Raw genomic sequence first — 17188 nt, 5'->3', positions numbered from 1 at the left:
CAGTGACGGGGAAGGACGGGTTCGATGACGGAGTCGAGCGATCGGCCCGCCGCATCCGACGGCACGACGCAGCCGCAGGAGCCCGACCGGCTGCGCGACATGGTGCGCTCCCCCGGCTACCTCAAAGCACTGGTGCTGAGCGGCCTGATCGGCATTCCGATCTCCCTCGCCGCCTTCTGGTTCCTCGCCGGCCTGCACGAGCTCGAGCACGTGCTGTGGTCTGATCTTCCGCAGGCCCTGGACTGGGACACCCCGCCATGGTGGTGGCCCCTGCCGCTGCTGCTGGTCGCCGGAGTCATCGTGGGGCTGGTCGTCACGCATCTGCCCGGCGCGGGCGGCCACATCCCCATTGCGGGTCTGCGCGCCGGGGGCCCGTCGGCGGCCGCACTGCCCGGAGTGGTGATCGCGGCGGCGGCAAGTCTCCCGTTCGGTGCGGTCCTGGGGCCGGAGGCTCCGCTGATCGCCCTCGGCGGCGGGCTGGCGCTGGCCTTCAGGAATCTCGTCCGCGCCCCCGCCACTGCGCAGAGCACCGTCCTGCTGGGCGCGGCCGGCTCCGCGGCGGCGATCTCGGCGATCTTCGGCAATCCGCTCGTGGGCGCGGTGCTCCTCATAGAGGCGGCAGGAGTGGGAGGTCCGCAGCTGTTCGCGATCATGCTCCCCGCTCTGCTGTCGAGCGGGGTGGGTGCCCTGGTGTTCACCGGATTCGGGCGCTGGACCGGTCTGGACACGGGCAGCCTCGCTCTGAAGTTCGCTCAGTCGTCCCCGCGTCTGGACACCGGAGACGTCGTCTGGTCGATCCTGATGGCCGTGGTCCTGGGCGCACTTGTGCATCTGGTACACGCGGGTGGACGGCTGACAGCGGCGTTCGTGGCGGCGAACACGTTCGGCAGGACGGTGGTCTGTGCGGTGGCTGCCGGGGGCTGCGCCGCCCTGTACGCGGCCATCACCGGCCGCTCGCCGGAGGAAGTCGCCTCGTCCGGCCAGGCCACGCTCACCGAGCTGGCCTCCCATCCCCATGCCTGGGGGGTAGGCGCCCTGTTGGCGGTGCTGCTCTTCAAGTCCGCCGCCTACGCCATCTGCCTGGGCAGCCTGCGCGGCGGACCGATCTTCCCCGCTCTGTTCCTGGGCGCGGCGATGGGAGTGCTGCTGTCGCCGCTTCCCGGCCTCGGGGTGGTACCGGGCATGGCCGCGGGCATGGCGGCAGCCGCCACCGCCGCGCTGCGGCTGCCGGTCTGCAGCGTGGTGCTGGTCGTCCTGATCCTCGGTAGTTCCGACACGATTCCCGTGGTGATCCTGTCAGCGGTGACCGCGTTCGTCGTGACGGAGCTGCTGCCCCCCGGTCCGGCGACAGGTGCTACCGCGTCGCCCAGCCAGTGAACGGTCCGCTGATCCGTTGTCCGTCGAGGGCCTCGTCCAGCGTGGTGGCGGCCATGATGAGCGAGAGATGGGTGAACGCCTGGGGGAAATTGCCGAGTTGCTCGCCGCTCGGCCCGATCTCCTCGGCGAACAGCCCCACATGGTTGGCGTAGGTGTGCATCTTCTCGAAGGCGTACCGCGCCTGAGGCATCCGGCCGGCCCTGGCGAGCGCGTCGACATAGAGAAACGTGCAGAGGCTGAAGGTGCCCTCCGAGCCGCGCAGCCCGTCCGGGGAAGCCGCCGGGTCGTAGCGGTAGACCAGGCTGTCCGAGACGAGTTTGCGGTCCATCGCGTCGAGCGTGGACAGCCATCCGGGGCTCTTCCGGGCCATGAATCCGACCCGCGGTATGAGCAGCAGAGAGGCATCCAGGACGTCGCCGTCGTAGTGCTGGACGAGGGCCTGCTCCTTGACGCTCCACGCCCGCTCCATCACCTGATTGAGGATGGCGTCGCGTGCGGCGGTCCAGCGGGCGGTGTCGGCGGGCCGGCTGAACTCCCGTGCCAGGCGCAGTCCGCGGTCGAAGGCGACCCAGCACATCACCCTGCTGTAGGTGAAGTCCTTGCGGCCGCCGCGCGTTTCCCAGATGCCCTCGTCCGGACGGTCCCAGGAGTCGGCGAGCCAGTCGAGCGTCGCGGCGAGCCCCTTCCAGCCGTGGTATCCGGTCTGGACTCCCACGTCGCGGCCTTCGGACAGGGCGTAGATCGCCTCACCGTAGATGTCGAGCTGGAGCTGGTCCATCGCGGCGTTCCCGGCCCGTACCGGGGACGAGCCGCGGTAGCCCTCGAAGTGATCGAGGATCTCTTCGGGGATGTCGGGATCTCCGTCGACCCGGTACATGATCTGCAGACGTTCGCCGGGTGAGTCGGCGCGATCGCGCAGCCGCTCACCGAGCCAGCGCGTGAACCGGGTCGCCTCGTCGACGAAGCCCAGGTCCAGCAGAGCCCGCACCGAGAGCGACCCGTCGCGGACCCACGTGTACCGGTAGTCCCAGTTGCGCTCGCCCCCGACCTGTTCGGGAAGGCCCATGGTCGCCGCGGCGACCGGAGCGCCTGTCGGAGCGTAGGTGAGCAGCTTGAGGGTGATGGCGGAGCGGTTGACCATGTCCAGCCACCGGCCGCGGTACCGGGAGGTGAGCAGCCAGTCGTGCCAGAACATGCCTACGGCGAAGAGCTGGTCGGTGAGCCCCTCCTTGGTGATGGGAGGGGGCCGCTCACCGTCCGGGTCACAGACAGTGAACACGGCGGCGGCCATCTGGCCTCCGGAGAGGGTGACCTCACCCCGGACGTCCTGCCCCTCGCGTTCCAGCGGGAACGTGGCCTGGAGATGGCCGGCCTGCGCCGGTGCCCGGAACACCGCTGCGTCCGGGCGCATTTCGAGGTCATGAGTGGCGCGCCCGTAGTCGAACCGCGGTGCGCACTTCAGGGAGAACCGCACAGTGCCGCGTACGGCCCGTACGACACGCATCAGCGAGTGCCGGTCGGTCGCCACGAGCGTCTGGTCCGGCGGCATGAAGTCGAGAACCTCACCGACGCCGTCGGGCGACATGAACCGGGTCACCAGGATTGCCGTGTCCGGGTAATAGAGCTGTCTGCAGACCGAGTTGGGATCGTCCGGAGCTAAGAGGAAGTATCCACCGCGGTCATGGTCGAGCAGGGCGGCGAAAACACTCGGCGAGTCGAACCGCGGAGCCGCGAACCAGTCGATGACGCCTTGGGAGGAGACCAGAGCAGCGGTCTGAAGATTCCCGATCAGACCATGGTCGGCGATGGGGGGATATCGGTCCATGCCTGACTCCGATCGCCCAGTCGTTCAGGAGTTGAGAATCCTGCTCTTCTGGGTCTCGAATTCGGCTTCGGTCAGGACGCCCTGTGACTTGAGCTCCCCGAGTTCCTTCAATTGGGAAATCTTGGTCTCCATCGACGGCACGGGCGGGGGCGCAGGCGGGGCAGGGGCCGCCTGCTGCTCGGGCTGCTGTGCACTCTGGTCGGCCCACCGGCCGGCCTGACGTCGCGATACACGGTTGGAGACCGCGGTCGCCGTCCCGGCGACCACAGCGGTGCGGGCGACCCCGCGGAGTAGACCAGGCATGCGCTTTGTCCTTGTCTCGTGAGCAGCCGCTCAGGACTGCCTCAGGAATCGGACCGGCTTTCGGCGGCTTCGAGTGAGGCCAGGAGAGCCGGCACCGGAATGCGTCCGCTCGCCACCATTTGGGCGCCGCCGCGCCGCAGGGCAGCCGCAAGCGGCCCGGCCCACACGTTCTCGTACACGATGATCCCCGCGGAGTTCCCCGGCTCGAGCGCGGCCGCCGCGTCCTGAAGATCGTCCTCACCGAGGAGGCCCGACGACGCGCCCTCGAAAACCTTCAGGTCGAGTTCGCCGTCGGCGTCGAAGTCGGCAATCTGCAGGCCGGAGACCGAACCGTCCAGTTCTTTTCTCACGAAGGAGAGGTCGAGGATCCGGATGATTCCGCGCTCCACCAGGTCGACGAGCAGCGGCATGCCCTCGCCGGTCATTCGGTTGCCGGGAAACTCAACCACCAGATAGTCGACAGGACCCATTTCGCTGAATTCGTCGTCGCTCATGCCCGCTCCTCATCTGGCTTTCACACCCGCCCCAGCCATTGCATCACCGCACGGAACCGTCTGCACTTCGGATCGCGCGCCGCCGGAGCCGGGCCGGCGCCCTTCGGACGTCGTCCCAATGGCGCAGAAGTTTCGCCTTTCCACCGGATCCGTGTCTGGCTGGATTCTGCTGGCGGACTACGGAAGAGGCCGGAGGAGACGGATGACTCTCGACCTCATCCTCATCGGCTTGGCCGTCACCCTCGAACCGTTTCCGGTCATGGCATTCATCGTGGTGCTGTCGGCGGAGAAGGGCGTACGCAAGGGCCTGGCCTTCATTCTGGCCTGGCTCGCGTGCCTGGTCGTGGTGATCGCCTCCTTGCTGCTCTTCACCGGCGGTACGCCGCCCAGGGCCCACACCACCCCGTCGACCGCGGCCCTCGCCGTCAAACTGGCCGTCGGCGTCGGGCTCATCGCCTACGGGGTGCACAGGCGCCGCGGCGGAACCGGCCGCCCCCGACGGGACCCGACACCGCCGGCGAAGCGAGCGGTCTCGGCGTGGACGGCGGCCGGCCTGGCGGTCCTTCTCCAGCCCTGGGGCCTTGTCGCCGCGGGGGCCGCCACCGTGGTGAAGGCGGATCTCTCCCACGCCGGCTCGTGGGTGGCGCTGATGCTGTACTGCATCCTGGCCACCTCCAGCCTGCTGACGATGGAGCTGTACGCGACATTCCGGCCGGACGCCGCCGGGGTCAGGCTCGACGCGCTGCGCACGTGGATGACGGATCACAAGGACCAGGCCATCGTCACGCTGTCCCTGGTGCTCGGCTTCTGGCTGGTCGGCAGAAGCCTCGCAGAACTCGTCTGAGGAACCGCGTCCGTGTGGCGGCCCCGCCTTTCCTGGCCGGGATGCCGCCCGGTCAGGACTGCGGTTTGCTGTTGTGAGCACCTTCGGGCGTCGGGGCCGACGATGCACCCGCTCAGGAGGGTCACGAGATGAACCACAAACCGACGACGGCCACGTACCCGGCGCACCTGACTCCTCTGGAGCGTGTGGCCCTGGGCAAGGCGGCGCGAGCGCGGGTTCCGAGGTCCAGCCACGCCGAATTCACGCCCTCACGGACCCGGCCCGACCCCGTGGACGTCATCGAGGAACAGTCCGCGACGCGCGTGCCGGAGCTCGTCCCGATCCGCTACGGGCGGATGTCGGAATCCCCCTTCCGCTTCTACCGGGGCGCTGCGGCGATCATGGCCGGTGATCTGGCCACGACCGCGGACTCCGGTCTGCGGGTCCAGCTGTGCGGCGACGCCCACATGCTGAACTTCCGTCTGCTGGCCTCCCCCGAGCGGAATCTGCTCTTCGACATCAACGACTTCGACGAGACGCTGCCGGGGCCGTGGGAATGGGACCTGAAGCGGCTGGCAGCCAGTCTCGTCATCGCGGGCCGGGAGAACGGCTACACGGATGCGGAACGCAGCATGATCGCCGGCTCGGCCGTGCGGTCGTACCGGGAACAGATGCACCGGTTCGCCGCCATGCGGCACATCGAGGTCTGGTACTCCCGTTCCGACGCTGATCAGTTGACGGCACTGGCATCCGAGCGGTTGCACAAGCGAGGGCAGAAGCAGCTGTCACGGTCCTTGGCCAAGGCCCGCACTCATACCAGCCTCCAGGCTTTCGAGAAGCTCACCCAGGACGTCGGCGGGAAGCGCCGGATCGCCGCCGACCCGCCGTTCATCATGCCGCTCGCCGATCTTCTGCCGGACGTGGAACGAAGCGCACTCGAGACACAGATCCGGAGCCTGATCCAGGGATACGGGTCGACCCTCCAGACGGACCGGCAGCACCTGATCCACCAGTTCACCCCGGTGGACATGGCGCGCAAGGTGGTGGGCGTCGGCAGCGTCGGCACCCGTTGCTGGATCGTGCTGATGCAGGGCCGCGACGGGAACGATCCGCTGTTCCTCCAGGCCAAGGAGGCCGACTCCTCCGTGCTGGCTCCGCATGTCGGGAGCAGCGAGTTCGCCACGCAGGGCGAGCGGGTGGTGGCCGGTCAGCGGATGATGCAGGCCGCGAGCGACATATTTCTCGGCTGGCAGCGGGTGCATGGAATCGACGGTAAGGAGCGGGACTTCTACGTACGCCAGTTGCGGGACTGGAAGTTCGTCGTCGACTCGTCGTTGATGGTGCCGCGAGGCATGGGGCTGTTCGCCGAGCAGTGCGGCCAGACGCTCGCCCGCGCCCACGCGAGGTCGGGCGACCGCATCGCCATCGCCGCCTATCTGGGCAAGAGCGATGTCTTCGACCGCGCTCTGACCAGCTTCGCCGAGAGCTACGCCGACCAGAACGAACGGGACCACCAGGCCCTCCTCGACGCGGTCAAGGACGGACGGGTCACCGCTCAGCAGGGCTGACGGCGGAGTCGGGCGGGTCCGCCCACCCCGGAACGAACGCGAGGCCGCCCACCATGCGACGCCGCAATGCCGACGGTTCCGGGCCGGATCCCAAGGGCCGTGCGCAGGAGCACCCGGAACCCGCCGGCGGACGTCGGCGGATCCTCAGCGCGGCGCGCTGGCGAGCGTGGTCCGCGGCCCTGAGCGCCCGGCTGAAGCTTCGGCTCGCCGAGACACAGACGCTCTTCCCCGTCATCATTCGCGTCCTGTCGCGGATGCACGCCGTCAGCGTCCTGGACGCGGCGACCCGTCTGGCGGCCCAGTCGTTCCTGACCGCGATCCCGCTGCTCTTCGTGGTCGCCTCCTTCGCTCCGAGCGGGGTGCGGGACCAGCTTCTGAGTTCCCTACGCTCGGTCTTCGGCCTCACCGGAAACGCAGAGTCACAGGTGGAGCAGCTCCTCCAACCGCACGACGGCGCCACGCGAGACACCGTCGGCGCGGTGGGCGCTCTCACGGTGCTCATCTCCGCGACGGCCTGCAGCCGTGCGATCCAGCGGCTCTGCCGACGGGCCTGGGACATGCCGAAGACAGCCTCCAAGCTCGCCCCTTGGCGGTGGCTGGCCTGGATCGCCGCCTGGCTGCTCATCCTTCTGGTGCAAGGACCACTGCGCGACGGCTTCGGCCTCGGGCTGTGGCTGGGCGTGCCGCTGACCACGGTCTGCCTGACCCTCGCCTGGTGGTGGACGCAGCACCTGTTGCTGGGCGGCGCCGTCCGCTGGCCTCCGCTGCTGCCCGGCGCCTTTCTCACGGCGGTGGCGTTGACCGTCCTGTCGGCCACCGCACGTCTCTACATGCCGCGTGCGCTCAACCGCAGCCTGGCGGAGTACGGATCGGTGGGATCGGTGTTCACCATGCTCTCGTGGCTGATCGTGGTCTGCGCCGCCATTGCCATCACCATCACGGTTGGCGCGGTCCTCGCGCAGGAACCGTGGCTGGCCCGCCACCTGGGACCACCCGAGCCTGCCCCAGCCCCGCTGGCATCTCCTGCCCCACCGAGAAATCCGACATAAGGTGCACATTGGATTCTTCGTGACCAAGGAGGCGTGGGATGTCGGAGATGATCGTCATCGGCTACGACAGCCATTCAGTCGCGAAGAAGGCCTTCAAGGCGGTTCAGGAGCTGCAGAAGGACTCCGTGGTCGACCTGACCGGGCTCGCCGTGGTCTCGGTCGACCAGGACGGCGAGACTCATGTCGACACACCCGGCAAGAGCGAGAAGGTGGCCAAGGCGGCCACCGCGGGCGCCCTGTGGGCCATGGTCCTGGGGATCGTCATCCTCACGCCCGCGATGGGCGTGGTGGGCGCCGCCGCCGGCGGGCTCATCGGGAAGCTGAGCCAGATGGGAATCGACGAAAAGTTCCGTGGGAAGGTCCACGCCCTCCTCCAGCCCGGCTCCGCAGCTGTCGTGATCATGGCTACGAACATCACCGATGACACGTTCGGTACGGCGATGCAGCAGTTCGGCGGCACCGTCCTCAAGACGTCGCTCGCGGAGCAGGCCGAGAAGGAGTTCGCCGAGCAGCTCGCCGGCACCTCGTAGGACACCTGCCTGCTGAGTACGCCCTGCCACCGCACCTTTCGAAAGGGTTCCCATGCATCGCTCGCTCAACTCCGCTGCCCTCTCCGACCTGCGACAGCAGCGTCCCTATCCAGCGGTGTCGGTTCTGATGCCCACGCATCGTCGTGAACCGGACAACGCACAGGACCCCCTCCGGCTGCGCAATCTGATCGCCCAGGCCAAGGATCAGATTCACAGCGATCCGGCCGTCACCCGGGACACGCGGATCGATGTCATCGAGCAGTTGGACCTGGCGCTGGCAGAGGTCGACCTGGTGCACGCCGAGGACGGACTGGCCGTCTTCGCCGCGCCGGGAGAGCACCAGGTGTGGTCGCTGGGCCGGACCGTGCCCGAGCGAGTGGTGCTCTCGGACACGTTCCTGACCCGCAACCTCGTCGCGGCGCAGGCCGCCGAGCGGCCCTTCTGGGTACTGGCGCTCTCCGCCGACCGGGTCAGCCTGTGGAACGGCGGAACGGAGCAGGTCACGGAGGCAAGCACGGGACCGTTCCCACTGACCCGGAGCCTGGAGGACCCCGACGCCGAGCGCAAGGAACGGATCGGAGACGTGCCGAGCACCTTCAGCGACGAGCAGACCCGTCAGTTCCTGCGGGACGCGGACGCCGCGCTGGGTGCCGTACTCAAGTCCGAACCCCGACCCCTGTACGTGGCCGGCGAAGCGGCGGCGCTGTCCCTGCTGAGCGATGTGGGCACCGTGGCCAAGGGAACTGCCACCCATGTCCCGCAGGGAGGGCTGGCGACCGGACCTGCCGCCGCCGTGTGGCAGGCCGTGCGGCCCTTCGTCGAGGCCCAGCAGGAGAAGGCGGTCGCCGGTGTCCTTGAGGAACTGGACAAGGCCCGCGGACGACGGGCGTTCGCCGCCGGAGTCGACGAGATCTGGCAGAACGTGACGTCCGGCCGGGTCGCGCTGCTGGCCGTGGAAGAGGACTACCGGGAGACCGTGCGCGACTCCGGTGGCCATCTGGTACCGGCCGAACCGGGTGACCTGGACGCCGTCGACGACATCGTCGACGAGATCGTCGAACGGTCCCTGGACACGGGCGCAGAGGTACGCATCGTCCCTGACGGAACGCTCGCCGAAATGGGCGGCATCGCGAGCGCCCTGCGCTACTGAGCGCCATTCGGCAGTGAAAGGACAACCCCGATGACCCCACGTGTGAAGGGCCGGTCGAGCACGCAACGATGGGCCACCGTCGCACTGACCCTGGTCGCCGCGGCCTCCAGCGTGAGCGCCCTGGTGTCGTGCAGCACCGACAACGGCGACTCCGGGAGCACTACGTTCACCCCCCGGCCGACGCCGCCCGCCACCGAGTCCTTCTCAGGCACGCCACCGTCAGCCTTGGCTTCGGCCGCGGAGTCCGCCCGCGCCGTGGCATCCGCCGCGGCGTCGTCCGCGTCTGCCGCCGCCTCCGCCTTCGAGGCATCCGTCTCGGCCGAGGTGGCCCGCGCGAACGCGGCAGCCGCCGAGAAGCTGAAGAACGTGCAGGGCAGCGGCAACGCCACGGCCGACGTCGTACTGACCGGGAAACCGCGGGCCCAGACCGGCGGGCTGACCGCCGTTGTGGTCAACGTCACCAACAGCACGGACCAAGTGTCCTCATACGCCGTGCAGGTCGACTTCACCGACTCGTCCGGCAAGGCGGTGGAAAGCAGAACCGTCGGCGTCGAGAACCTCGATCCGGGCGGGAAGGCCCAGCCGCTGGCCATCAGCCGCAAGCCCGCCGACCTGAACCTCACCCCCAGGGTTGCCAAAGCCCAGCGGTACAACTGAAAGCAGGAGGCGAAAGGCGTGGAGACGGCCGGCCCGCCGGCGGGGACGCGCATGCTCGATCTCGCCTGCGGTTCCGGCGAGATGCTGTCCACCTCCGGGGCCCGATCACGCGTCGGGCCCTGAAGGACGAGGCGGCAGGCCCGGGGGCACCACCCACGCCCTGACGGATGGCTCTTCCTCCCCACTTGCGCGAAGTACCCGGGTCCCGGTCTCCCGCAGCTGCACACACCGCGTGCAGCTCTCATCTTCATGCACCCGGGAGTCGAGCCAATAGGCACCCAGAAGCCCGGCATCGGGAACCGGCATCGAGTCATTGCCTGGGGCATCCATGCCTGGACAAACGACGCACCACCGGCCGAGGCAACGGCGGCTCCCGGGCCTGCAACCGAACCGTCACCCGCCCGACCGCCACCGCGCCCGCCCGCGCGCGCCCCCCGCCCTGCAGTCGCGCCGACGGCCGTACGGGATCAACCTGAAGAGGTGACCGGCACCTGATCAAAGGAGCTGACCGCCATGACGACGTCTGAGGCGGCATACCGGCCGGTCAGCGTGGAGGCGGTGCTCGATGCGCCGCTGTCGCGCTGGCTGTGGCTGGTGAAGTGGATCCTGATCATCCCGCACTACATCGTGCTGGCCTTCCTGTGGATCGCCTTTTTCCTGGTCAGCGTGGTCGCGTTCTTTGCGATCCTGTTCACCGAGCGCTATCCGAGACCGCTCTTCGACTTCAACACCGGGGTCCTGCGCTGGTCCTGGCGGGTCTCGTACTACGCGTACGGCGCGCTGGCCACGGACCGCTATCCACCCTTCAGCCTCGGCGAGGAGCCCGGTTATCCGGCGCGGCTCCACATCGCCTACCCGGAGCGGCTCTCCCGCGGTCTGGTGCTGGTGAAGTGGTGGCTGCTCGCCATCCCGCACTACATCGTGCTCGGGTTCTTCATGGGCGGCTATCACAGCGGCTGGTGGAGCGGCGGGCTGATCGCCCTGTTCGCCATCGTCGCGGCCTTCGTCGTCGCGTTCCGGGAGAAGTATCCGCGCGATCTGTTCGACCTGATCGTGGGGCTGAACAGGTGGGTGCTGCGGGTTGTCGCGTACGCGACCCTGATGACCGACGAATACCCGCCGTTCCGGCTGGACATGGGCGGCTCGGACCCGGCCGGGCGGGCGTGAGCCGAACCCCTGGTCGAGCTCAGCCGCCGTTGTTCGCCCGGTGCGTGAGGTTCGTACCGGTGCGTGGGTCGAAGATGTGCATCCGCGAGGTGTCGACCCACAGTTCGGCCCGGCCTCCCTCGCTGATGCGCGTGGCGGTGTCCAGCCGGGTGACCATCTTGTTGGCTTCGCCGCCGGTCTCGGTCAGGCCGGAATCGGCTGCCAGCTCCTCCAGTTCCGAGGTGATGGTCGCCTCCCAGCCCTCCTCGGTGATGTAGGCGTAGACGTCCGAGCCGAGGGACTCGACGACGTCCACAGTGGCGGTGAACCGAGTCCCCTCTCGTCCCGGATCGACCAGCGAGGCGTCCTCGAACGCTTCCGGTCGCAGTCCGACGATGAGATCGCGCGGTGCGTCCTGGCGCTCCAGGCTGCGACGGAACTCGTCGGTCAGCGGCAGCTCACCGATGGCGGTGAGCAGCCTGTTCTCCTCCAGCGTGGCGTGGATGAAGTTCATGGCGGGTGAGCCGATGAATCCGGCGACGAACAGGTTCAGCGGCTCGTCGTAGAGATGCTGGGGCGTACCGACCTGCTGCACGACTCCGCTGCGCATGACGACCACGCGGTCCCCGAGCGTCATCGCCTCGGTCTGGTCATGGGTGACATAGACGGTGGTGGTGCCCAGCCTCTGCTGGAGGCGGGAGATCTGGGTGCGCATCTGTACCCGGAGCTTGGCGTCGAGGTTGGACAGCGGCTCGTCCATCAGGAACGCCTTGGGACTGCGGACGATGGCGCGGCCCATGGCGACGCGCTGTCGCTGGCCACCCGAGAGGTTCGCGGGTTTGCGGTCCAGATGATCCGTCAGGTCGAGGATGCGCGCGGCTTCCTCCACCTTGTTCTTGATGGTGGCCTTGTCGACCTTGGCCAGGCGCAGGGCGAAGCCCATGTTCTCGCGCACGGTCATGTGCGGATAGAGGGCGTAACTCTGGAAGACCATGGCGATGTCGCGGTCCTTGGGCGCCTTGTCGTTGACGACCCGGTCGCCGATGCGGAGGGTGCCCTCGGTGATGTCCTCGAGGCCGGCGATCATGTTCAGCGTCGTGGACTTGCCGCAGCCGGAGGGCCCGACCAGGATGACGAACTCCCCGTCGCCCACAGCGAGGTTGACGTCCCGTACGGCCAGGGCGCCGTCGGGATACCTCTTGGTGATGCCCTCGAGAACAATCTCGGCCACGGTCGGTGCTCCTTGTCCTGACGGTCGGCTGCTGCCGGTCAGCCCTTGACGGCCCCGGAGGTGAGTCCGGCGACGATGCGCCGCTGGAACAGCAGCACGAAGGCGATGATCGGAATGGTGATGACGACCGCTGCGGCGGCGATCGATCCGGTGGGCTGCGCGAACTGGCTGCTCCCGGTGAAGAAGGCGATCGCCGCAGGCACGGTGCGGGCCGCGGTCGTCGAGGTGAGGGAGATCGCGAACAGGAAGTCGTTCCAGCAGAAGATGAAGACGAGGATCGCGGTGGTGAACACGCCCGGCGCCGCCAGCGGCGCGATCACCAGCCGGAAGGCCTGGGCGGGCGTGGCTCCGTCGACCTTGGCCGCCTTCTCCAGGTCCCACGGGATCTCCCGGAAGAACGCCGAGAGCACGTAGATCGCCAGTGGCAGGGAGAAGGTCATGTACGGGATGATCAGCCCGGGCCAGGTGTCGAAGATCCCCAGGATGCGCTCGATGTTGAACAGCGGGGACACCAGGGAGATCGGCGGGAACATCGCGATCAGCAGGGACATGCCGATCAGCAGCTTCTTGCCGGGAAAGCGCAGCCTCGCCACGGCGTAGGCGGCCATGGTGCCCAGCGCGACCGCGATCACTGTGGAGATCAGGGCGATACCGATCGAGTTGATCAGGGCACGGGTGAACTCCGAGGTCTCGAAGATGCCGCGGTAGTTGTCCAGCGTCCACTTCTCCGGGATGAAGTTGCCGTCGGTGAGGGTGCTGGGCTCCTTGAACGACAGGGCCGCGATCCACCAGACCGGGAACAGCGCATAGGCGATCACCACGATGTTGGCGACGGCCCAGCCGGTCATGTGCCTCTTGCCAGCGCTGGCCATCAGCGTCCCGCCTCCTCTGAACCGGGAGCGGCAGCCCCGAAGAGTTTGATGAAGGCGAAGGCGATCACGCCGACGCAGATGAAGATGAGCACGGAGATTGCCGATCCGATGCCGAGGTTGAGCGCGGTGAACAGGTTGTCGTAACCGAGGATCGACACCGAGCCGGTGCCGTGGGCGCCCGAGGTCAGGATGTAGATGTTGTCGAAGATCCGGAACGCGTCCAGGGTGCGGAACAACAGGGCCACCAGGATGGCCGGCTTCATCAGCGGCACGGTGACCCGGATGAAGCGCTGCCAGGCGGACGCACCGTCGACCATGGCCGCACGCAGCGTCTCCTCGGGCACCAGGGCGAGTCCGGCCAGCAGGAGCAGTGCCATGAACGGGGTGGTCTTCCAGACCTCGGCGAGGATGATCAGCCCGATGGCCGGCCACTGCTCGGTCAACGGGGCCTCACCGGACGGCAGTAGCGCGGCGAGGTAGCCGGTGTCCGGCGTCCAGGCGTACTGCCAGGAGTAGGCGGCGACCACGGTGACGATGCCGTACGGGATCAGGATCGCCGTACGAACGCTCCCCCGGCCGAAGATGGTGCGGTGCATGACCAGGGCCAGTGCGAAGCCGAGGACGAGTTCCACCGCCACGGAGACCGTGGTGATGAACAGCGTGACCCAGAACGCCTCCCACCAGAAGTCGGAGGAGAGCACGGCCCCGTAGTTGCTGAAGCCCACGAACTTTGCCTGGTTCGGAAAGCGCAGGTCGTAGCGCTGCAGCGACAGATAGATCGCGTAGCCGATGGGGTAGGCCGTGACGGCGAGCATCACGACCACCGCGGGAGCGCACAGCAGCCAGCCCAGCCGCCGCTCCTCGCGTGCGCCCTCGGAGAGTGCCGCGGTCTGGCCGGGGGCCGGCGCCTGCGCCGTCGACGGTGCGGAGGTCGGGGTGTTCACGGGATCAGCCCCTTGGACTCGAGGGCGTCCTCGATCTGGCTGCTGATGCTCTCGATGTCGCTCCGGGGCTGGATCGCCGAGGGCGGGGAGAGCGTGTGCGAGATCGCGATGGACACGTTCTGATAGGCGGGGGTCTGGGGGCGCACACTGGCGTTCTCCAGTGCCGACAGGACCTCCGCGGCGAACGGGTAGCTCTTGATCAGTTCCTGGTCGGAGTAGAGCGCGCGCAGGGTGGGCGGCAGTCCGCCTTGAAGCGCGGCGGCCATCTGGTTCTGACGATTGCGCAGGCACAGGGCGGCCTCGAAGGAGAGGTCCGGGTGGCGCGAGTAGGCCCCGATGGCGAGGTCGATGCCGCCGATGGTGGGTTTCGAGGGCCGGCCGGGCTCCACTCCGGGGTACGGCGCCCACTTGAAGCTCTTGAACAGCTCGGGCTCGTTCGCCTTCATCGACGGGTAGACGAACGGGTAGTTCAGCTCGAAGGCCGCGGTTCCCGACTCCATGGCCAGCCGGTTCTGATCCTCCATCTGGTTCGACAGGGACGGGTCGGCGGCGGGCGAGTTGGCCAGGTTGCGCATGATCGTGGCGGCCCGGACCGCGGGCGGGCCGAGCGAGGGCGCCGTGGCCGTGGGGTTGAGGATGGAGCCGCCGGCGCTCGCGACGAGCGTGTTGAACCAGACCGTCAGCCCCTCGTACTGGGCGCCCTGGATCTCGACGTAGTGGGGCTTGCCCTGCCTGGCGAGGTCGCGTGCCATGGTCAGCATCTCGGCCCAGGTCGTGGGGGGCTTGGGCACGAGGTCGCTTCGGTACCACAGCAACTGGGTGTTGGTGTTGTACGGGACGGCGTACAGCCGGCCCTTCCACGTCGCCGTCTGCAGCGGCACTTCGAGGGTGCCCGCAGTGGCGTTGCGGCGGTTGGCGCCCGTCCACGGCAGGATCCACTTGGCCTCGGCGAACTCTGCGGCCCAGGTGACATCGAGTCCGAGGATGTCCATGGTGTTGTCCTCCGCGGCGAGGCGGCGGACGAGCTGCTGACGCTGGCCGTCCGCGCCGCGCGGGAGCTTGTTGTACTCGATGCGGTACCGCCCGCCCGAGGCGCGGGTGCAGTTTGTCGCCGCGCCGGCCAGGGCACCCGAATCGTCCGGGAAGTTGTACCAGTTGATGGTGACCGGGCCGGATTCACCTGAGTCGCAGGAGGCGAGCAGTCCGGCCAGCAGGGGCAGCACGGTGAGGAACCGCAGCCGCCGCGCGGTGCCACGGGAGGCGAATGGCAGCGACGCCTTGCGGCGTGCCCGCACCGGGCGGGCCTGTCCGTTCGAGCGCCCCACCGTTCACCTCCCGGACCAGGCGGTCACCGGGTGCCTGGTCACCTCGCGCAACGCCGCCGTCGGGCGAACGTAGCCGCTCCCGCGGCCGCCGCCTGTGCAACGCGTCGCGTCGAAGACGGAGATCCCCCGGATGGCCACCCCCCTGCGGCACGGCCGGTCACCGGACCCGGCCCCGGGGTGGGGCGGGTGCCGTGCCGCAGGGACCGGGCTTCGTCAGGCGGAGCAGCCGGAGTCGGCGATCACGAAGTAGCCGGCCGAGGTCTCCTTGAGGGTGTGGGTGACGAAGGTGTTGTACAGGCCAATGCTCTGGTTGGAGCCGTTGGCGTAGACGTTTCCGAGGCTCTGATGGGCGCGGCCGGCGGCGACGTGGTTGTAGTTGCTGGCGGTGAAACACTGCGGTTGATGGCCGGTGGTGGTCGCCGTCACGGCTGCGGAGGATGCTCCCGCACGGTCCGAGGCGTCGAGGGCGGCGACCGTGTAGCTGTACGCGGTGCCCGAGGCGAGGCCCGTGTCGCTGTAGGAAGTGGACGCCGTTGAGCCGACCTTCGTACCTCCGCGGTAGACCTGGTACGACGCGGCGCCGTCGACGGCGCCCCACGACAGCGCGACGCTGGTGTCCGTCGTGCCGGTGACCGTCAGACCGCCGGGCGCGGGCAGGCTGTCCTCGCCGCCGCCGGAGCGATCCAGGCCCCAGAACTTCGCCGCGTAGTAGCTGGAGCAGATGTAGTTGAGGTAGTACGTGCCGGTGGTGCCGCACTGGTCGGTTCCCGAGCCGGGGCTCACGGCGAGGCCGTGGGCCATCCCGGAAACAGTGAACGTCTCGACGGCGGGCTTGCCGTTCGCATCGTTGTACGAGGCCTGCGCGGTCCCGCCGGGCAGGGTGCTGGTCGAGGACGGGGTCTGGCTCAGGCCCCAGACGTTGGTCCACTGGTCGCGGGACTCGGTCGCGTTGGCCGGGGTGACGGTGGCGTCGCCGCTGCCGTGCCAGACGGCGACGCGCGGCCACGGCCCGGTCCAGCCGCCGGAGCGGCTGCGCACGAGGTCGCCCCACTGCTGCGGGGTCTTGCTGACGGCGTTGTTCATGCAGGTGAGGCCGCTGCTGAGATCAGTGGCGCAGCCGACGGGGATGCCGGAGTCAATGGATCCGCCGGCGAAGACATCGGGGTAGTCGGCGAGCATCACGGAGGTCATGGCACCGCCGGCGGACAGTCCGGTGACATACACCCGGCTCGGGTCGCTGCCGTACTGCGCCTTGGTGTAGTCCACCATCTGCTTGACGGACAGCGCCTCGCCCTGACCGCGCGTGTAGTCCTGGGGCTGGAACCAGTTGAAACACGACTTGAGATTGTTGGCGCTGGAGGTCTGCGGGAAGACCAGCGCGAAGCCGTACGCGTCGGCGTACTTGGGCCAGCCGGAGTGGCTGTAGTAGTCGCTCGCACTCTGGGTGCAGCCGTGCATGGCCACCACCACCGGTGCGCCGGGCGGCAGGTTGTCGGGCACGTACGCGTACATCGACAGGTTGCCGGGGTTGGAGCCGAAGCCGGTCACCTGGGTGAGCGATGCCGCCGATGCGCTCTGCGGCACGGTGAACAGGGCGAGAAGCAGGGCAAGTAGCGCTGCCCAGCAGGTGGTACGGGCGCGGTCGCGAACCGACATGCGGTCCTCCCGTGGTGAGGGGATGAGGAGCGGACCGCCGCGCCGGGTCCCTCCGGAGCGGGCGGTCCGGTGCACCGTAGAACCGCGGTGGCCGCGCGCCAGCGGGAGCGGACCACACTTCCCGATCACCTCAGGTGTCGGCCGCCTCCACTGTGGTCGGGGCCGGTGTTGTGGACGTCGCCGACTGTGGGACGGCCCTCGCGCCGCGTTGTGACGAAATGATGCTCTTGGGGACATT

Annotated in this window: 16 protein-coding genes; 8 read left to right on the top strand and 8 right to left on the bottom strand. The window is 68.6% G+C overall.

What is annotated here, in order from left to right; translation table 11 throughout:
- Window positions 1-24: 24 nt before the first annotated feature.
- Window positions 25-1377 (top strand): chloride channel protein, encoded by a 1353-nt coding sequence (locus ACH4YL_RS12865; RefSeq protein ID WP_398507309.1) that lies wholly within the window; start codon window positions 25-27, stop codon window positions 1375-1377.
- Here ACH4YL_RS12865 and ACH4YL_RS12860 read toward each other — a convergent pair.
- Genes ACH4YL_RS12860 through ACH4YL_RS12850 form a run of 3 tightly spaced genes read right to left on the bottom strand, consistent with a single transcriptional unit; the run spans window position 1355 to window position 3999 of the window.
- Window positions 1355-3202: a glycoside hydrolase family 15 protein gene (locus ACH4YL_RS12860; protein WP_398507308.1), complete on the bottom strand. Its 1848-nt coding sequence runs from the start codon at window positions 3200-3202 to the stop codon at window positions 1355-1357. The genes ACH4YL_RS12865 and ACH4YL_RS12860 overlap by 23 nt on opposite strands.
- Before the next feature lie 24 nt (window positions 3203-3226).
- Window positions 3227-3505 (bottom strand): SHOCT domain-containing protein, encoded by a 279-nt coding sequence (locus tag ACH4YL_RS12855; RefSeq protein ID WP_398507307.1) that lies wholly within the window; start codon window positions 3503-3505, stop codon window positions 3227-3229.
- A gap of 41 nt (window positions 3506-3546) precedes the next feature.
- Window positions 3547-3999, bottom strand: coding sequence for a DUF6325 family protein (locus ACH4YL_RS12850; protein ID WP_398507306.1), 453 nt, complete (start codon window positions 3997-3999; stop codon window positions 3547-3549).
- Window positions 4000-4201: 202 nt separating this feature from the next.
- Between ACH4YL_RS12850 and ACH4YL_RS12845 the strand changes: the two genes are divergently transcribed.
- The 7 genes from ACH4YL_RS12845 (at window position 4202) to ACH4YL_RS12815 (ending at window position 10943) form a co-directional block, all read left to right on the top strand.
- Window positions 4202-4843, top strand: a complete 642-nt coding sequence (locus tag ACH4YL_RS12845; protein WP_398507305.1) for a GAP family protein — start codon at window positions 4202-4204, stop codon at window positions 4841-4843.
- A gap of 128 nt (window positions 4844-4971) precedes the next feature.
- On the top strand, window positions 4972-6390 hold the full coding sequence (locus tag ACH4YL_RS12840) for a DUF2252 domain-containing protein (protein WP_398507304.1): 1419 nt from the start codon (window positions 4972-4974) through the stop codon (window positions 6388-6390).
- 53 nt (window positions 6391-6443) lie between these two features.
- Window positions 6444-7439 carry a YhjD/YihY/BrkB family envelope integrity protein gene (locus tag ACH4YL_RS12835; RefSeq protein ID WP_398507303.1) on the top strand — a complete coding sequence of 332 codons (996 nt, stop codon included), beginning with the start codon at window positions 6444-6446 and terminating at the stop codon, window positions 7437-7439.
- Between the two features lie 38 nt (window positions 7440-7477).
- Window positions 7478-7969 carry a DUF1269 domain-containing protein gene (locus ACH4YL_RS12830; RefSeq protein WP_398507302.1) on the top strand — a complete coding sequence of 164 codons (492 nt, stop codon included), beginning with the start codon at window positions 7478-7480 and terminating at the stop codon, window positions 7967-7969.
- A gap of 52 nt (window positions 7970-8021) precedes the next feature.
- A complete protein-coding gene (locus ACH4YL_RS12825) occupies window positions 8022-9119 on the top strand; it encodes a chemotaxis protein (RefSeq protein ID WP_398507301.1) in 1098 nt (365 codons plus the stop codon).
- A 30-nt stretch (window positions 9120-9149) separates the two neighbouring features.
- Window positions 9150-9776, top strand: coding sequence for a hypothetical protein (locus ACH4YL_RS12820; RefSeq protein WP_398507300.1), 627 nt, complete (start codon window positions 9150-9152; stop codon window positions 9774-9776).
- Between the two features lie 513 nt (window positions 9777-10289).
- Window positions 10290-10943: a DUF4389 domain-containing protein gene (locus ACH4YL_RS12815; protein WP_398507299.1), complete on the top strand. Its 654-nt coding sequence runs from the start codon at window positions 10290-10292 to the stop codon at window positions 10941-10943.
- 19 nt (window positions 10944-10962) lie between these two features.
- On the opposite strand, the gene ACH4YL_RS12810 is transcribed toward ACH4YL_RS12815, so the two are convergent.
- From ACH4YL_RS12810 to ACH4YL_RS12790, 5 genes are all read right to left on the bottom strand, one after another.
- The gene (locus ACH4YL_RS12810) at window positions 10963-12153 is read right to left on the bottom strand and encodes an ABC transporter ATP-binding protein (RefSeq protein WP_398507298.1); all 1191 of its coding nucleotides are present in this window, start codon (window positions 12151-12153) and stop codon (window positions 10963-10965) included.
- Between the two features lie 38 nt (window positions 12154-12191).
- A complete protein-coding gene (locus ACH4YL_RS12805; RefSeq protein WP_398507297.1) occupies window positions 12192-13025 on the bottom strand; it encodes a carbohydrate ABC transporter permease in 834 nt (277 codons plus the stop codon).
- Window positions 13025-13969 carry a carbohydrate ABC transporter permease gene (locus tag ACH4YL_RS12800; protein WP_398507296.1) on the bottom strand — a complete coding sequence of 315 codons (945 nt, stop codon included), beginning with the start codon at window positions 13967-13969 and terminating at the stop codon, window positions 13025-13027. The genes ACH4YL_RS12805 and ACH4YL_RS12800 overlap by 1 nt, the downstream gene beginning before the upstream one ends.
- Window positions 13966-15294, bottom strand: a complete 1329-nt coding sequence (locus ACH4YL_RS12795) for an ABC transporter substrate-binding protein (protein ID WP_398507295.1) — start codon at window positions 15292-15294, stop codon at window positions 13966-13968. Before ACH4YL_RS12795 ends, ACH4YL_RS12800 begins: the two co-directional genes overlap by 4 nt.
- A gap of 213 nt (window positions 15295-15507) precedes the next feature.
- On the bottom strand, window positions 15508-16950 hold the full coding sequence (locus tag ACH4YL_RS12790) for a PHB depolymerase family esterase (protein ID WP_398507294.1): 1443 nt from the start codon (window positions 16948-16950) through the stop codon (window positions 15508-15510).
- Window positions 16951-17188: the final 238 nt, after the last annotated feature.

Source organism: Streptomyces sp. NPDC020681 (assembly GCF_044334895.1).
Classification (GTDB): Bacteria; Actinomycetota; Actinomycetes; order Streptomycetales; family Streptomycetaceae; genus Streptomyces.
The sequence above is the reverse complement of the archived record's forward strand: the minus strand, read 5'-3'. Positions and strand labels throughout refer to the sequence as shown.

Coding starts and splice junctions, on each gene's coding strand:
- ACH4YL_RS12865 (WP_398507309.1), top strand. CDS start 25: ATGACGGAGTCGAGCGATCGGCCCGCCGCATCCGACGGCACGACGCAG.
- ACH4YL_RS12860 (WP_398507308.1), bottom strand. CDS start 3,202: ATGGACCGATATCCCCCCATCGCCGACCATGGTCTGATCGGGAATCTT.
- ACH4YL_RS12855 (WP_398507307.1), bottom strand. CDS start 3,505: ATGCCTGGTCTACTCCGCGGGGTCGCCCGCACCGCTGTGGTCGCCGGG.
- ACH4YL_RS12850 (WP_398507306.1), bottom strand. CDS start 3,999: ATGAGCGACGACGAATTCAGCGAAATGGGTCCTGTCGACTATCTGGTG.
- ACH4YL_RS12845 (WP_398507305.1), top strand. CDS start 4,202: ATGACTCTCGACCTCATCCTCATCGGCTTGGCCGTCACCCTCGAACCG.
- ACH4YL_RS12840 (WP_398507304.1), top strand. CDS start 4,972: ATGAACCACAAACCGACGACGGCCACGTACCCGGCGCACCTGACTCCT.
- ACH4YL_RS12835 (WP_398507303.1), top strand. CDS start 6,444: ATGCGACGCCGCAATGCCGACGGTTCCGGGCCGGATCCCAAGGGCCGT.
- ACH4YL_RS12830 (WP_398507302.1), top strand. CDS start 7,478: ATGTCGGAGATGATCGTCATCGGCTACGACAGCCATTCAGTCGCGAAG.
- ACH4YL_RS12825 (WP_398507301.1), top strand. CDS start 8,022: ATGCATCGCTCGCTCAACTCCGCTGCCCTCTCCGACCTGCGACAGCAG.
- ACH4YL_RS12820 (WP_398507300.1), top strand. CDS start 9,150: ATGACCCCACGTGTGAAGGGCCGGTCGAGCACGCAACGATGGGCCACC.
- ACH4YL_RS12815 (WP_398507299.1), top strand. CDS start 10,290: ATGACGACGTCTGAGGCGGCATACCGGCCGGTCAGCGTGGAGGCGGTG.
- ACH4YL_RS12805 (WP_398507297.1), bottom strand. CDS start 13,025: ATGGCCAGCGCTGGCAAGAGGCACATGACCGGCTGGGCCGTCGCCAAC.
- ACH4YL_RS12790 (WP_398507294.1), bottom strand. CDS start 16,950: ATGTCGGTTCGCGACCGCGCCCGTACCACCTGCTGGGCAGCGCTACTT.